This is a genomic window from Bacillus sp. LR_5, assembly GCF_042709275.1.
Genome location: NZ_JAVAXX010000534.1, coordinates 1 through 2,043, shown reverse-complemented (window position 1 = coordinate 2,043; position 2,043 = coordinate 1). Strand labels below are relative to the sequence as shown.

Here is a 2,043-nt window from a genome sequence, read left to right as displayed (position 1 = left end):
CAAAAAAATGGTGTTGTCAATCCATAATAAACTGCTTCTAAATCCTCCAGCGTCATATCGCCATATGCGCATTTGATAACAGAATCAGCAAACACATCATAGTCATAATCTGTAGAAAAACCTTGCTGCAGCTGTTTTTCGTAAACTTCGATCTGATCTTTTTGATGCTGGATGTCTTTTTCCTTACCTGGATAGTCCGGACCATTTATCATATTACTCATTTTTTTGTACAGCACCATATACTGTTTCAGTATTTCATCCACAACGCAAACCTCCTATTAGATGATAAAAACGGACATCGTTACTGATGTCCGCCAAAAAAAGCTTAACTAATTTGGTTCTGTTCCCCAAATCAGTTTTCCTTGATCATATAATGTGATTTTTTTCGTTGTTTTAAACGTATTTGATTTGAAAAAGGAATAATCGCCGCTTTGTGCATAATTGCTCCAGTCATCATTGTGAAGACGGAGCTGAATATTCCCTGTGCTTGCTCCCGGTGCCAACGTTCCGTTTTTAAATCCAAGTTCCAGATAGGTATCTGCACCTTGCTTTGGTTTATGCAACGTCACAAACTTGTGTGTCACATTGCCGCATCCAATCTGCGCGTAGTCACAGTCAACGTTTTGGCCTTTGTTTTTCGCTTTATACCAGTAACGGGCAGTGACATCTTTTAAATCAACCGTGGTATTGCCGTTATTTTTTATTTGAAGCTGCGGACGGATTTGGTTGCTGTTCATACTCCCATCCCCTGCTCTGTATTGTACAGAAATACCGTTTTCCCGTGTGGGTTTATCTTTTGCTGGCGTTTCAGGAATGTCCTTCGTCGAATCTTTGGTGCCGAGAATGTTTTCTCTAACGAATGTTCCTGAAGCAGATAAATCTGACAACCGCCAGCCGCCTGTTTTAGATGCCCCCGGCTTTAAAGCTGAGGATGATTCCTGCTTATCAGAAAGATTCCAGTTCACCCAGCTGATGGTCTTGCTGTCGAGATATTTCAGCCATTCCCTCGATTGATCTAGGAATACACCGCCATTGCCAGACGCGTCGCTTGTTCCCCATTCTGTCACAAAAATAGGCGCTCCTTTGCTGAGTGCATAGTTTGCTTTATCCCGTAAAAATTGGCCGTGTGTGCCGGCATAAAAATGAAGTGCGTACATAACGTTTGCATCTTTTAGCTGGTCATCGGCAGCATCATTCACATCCTGGCTCCATGTACCGGTTCCGACAATGATGATGTTGTCTGGATCATTTTTGCGGATAACTGAAATCACTTCTTCCGCATATGGTTTAATATCACGCTTCCAGTTCACATCACCGTTTGGTTCGTTTGCAATTTCATAAATGACGTTTGGCGTGTTTCCGTAAAGGCTTGACATTTCCTTGAAGAATTCTTTTGCCTTCTCTTTATTTTGGTTTGGATTACCGTCATTTAAGATATGCCAGTCAATGATGACATATATCCCAAGCTCTTTTGCCGCTTCAACCGCTTCTTTTACTTTATTTTTCACGGACGGGTTGTCAATATAACCGCCATCTGCCGTATACATCGCTGCACGGAAAACGGTGATACCCCAATCATCTCTCAGCCATTTTAAGCTGTCTTTATTGACATATTCTCCATACCATTGCAATCCGTGTGAACTGATCCCCTTCAGCTGTACCGCTTTACCGTCTCGGTTAACGAGCTGTGTACCTTTTATGCTAAGCTGGCCATTCTTGGCTACTGGCGTTTTTGTCCCTGCTGCTGATGCCGGCGAAGCTATCATGCCGCCCATTGTCAATAACGTAATCAATAAACACGTAATAAAAATAGAGATTGACCGTTTCATATCTGATCTTTTCCTCCTTCGCATCATTTTGGCTCTACACTTCTTATGAGCACGAACTCATTGTAAAAATCTTTCTCATGATTGTCTATCAACCTAATTTCTTGTTTTTGGGAGGTTTAAAAGCCTGTCAATTTGCTCTACCTCCAATGAATAAGACACACATGACACATATAGAACAAAGAAAACTGGACTGAATTGGGACTTTACACGTCAT

The 2,043-nt window shown here is 41.7% G+C and carries 2 protein-coding genes; both read right to left on the bottom strand.

Going from position 1 to position 2,043, the window contains the following annotated elements:
- On the bottom strand, positions 1-263 hold a 263-nt coding region (locus tag RAC86_RS38130; RefSeq protein ID WP_003231535.1), incomplete at its 3' end, for a YnfE family protein.
- 66 nt (positions 264-329) lie between these two features.
- Entirely contained in the window at positions 330-1,829 is a 1,500-nt protein-coding gene (eglS, locus tag RAC86_RS38125; protein WP_377886900.1) for an endo-1,4-beta-glucanase EglS, read from the bottom strand.
- Between the last annotated feature and the right edge of the window lie 214 nt (positions 1,830-2,043).

Bases quoted from the DNA above. Each gene is read 5' to 3' on its own strand.
- eglS (WP_377886900.1), bottom strand. From the start codon at position 1,829: ATGAAACGGTCAATCTCTATTTTTATTACGTGTTTATTGATTACGTTA.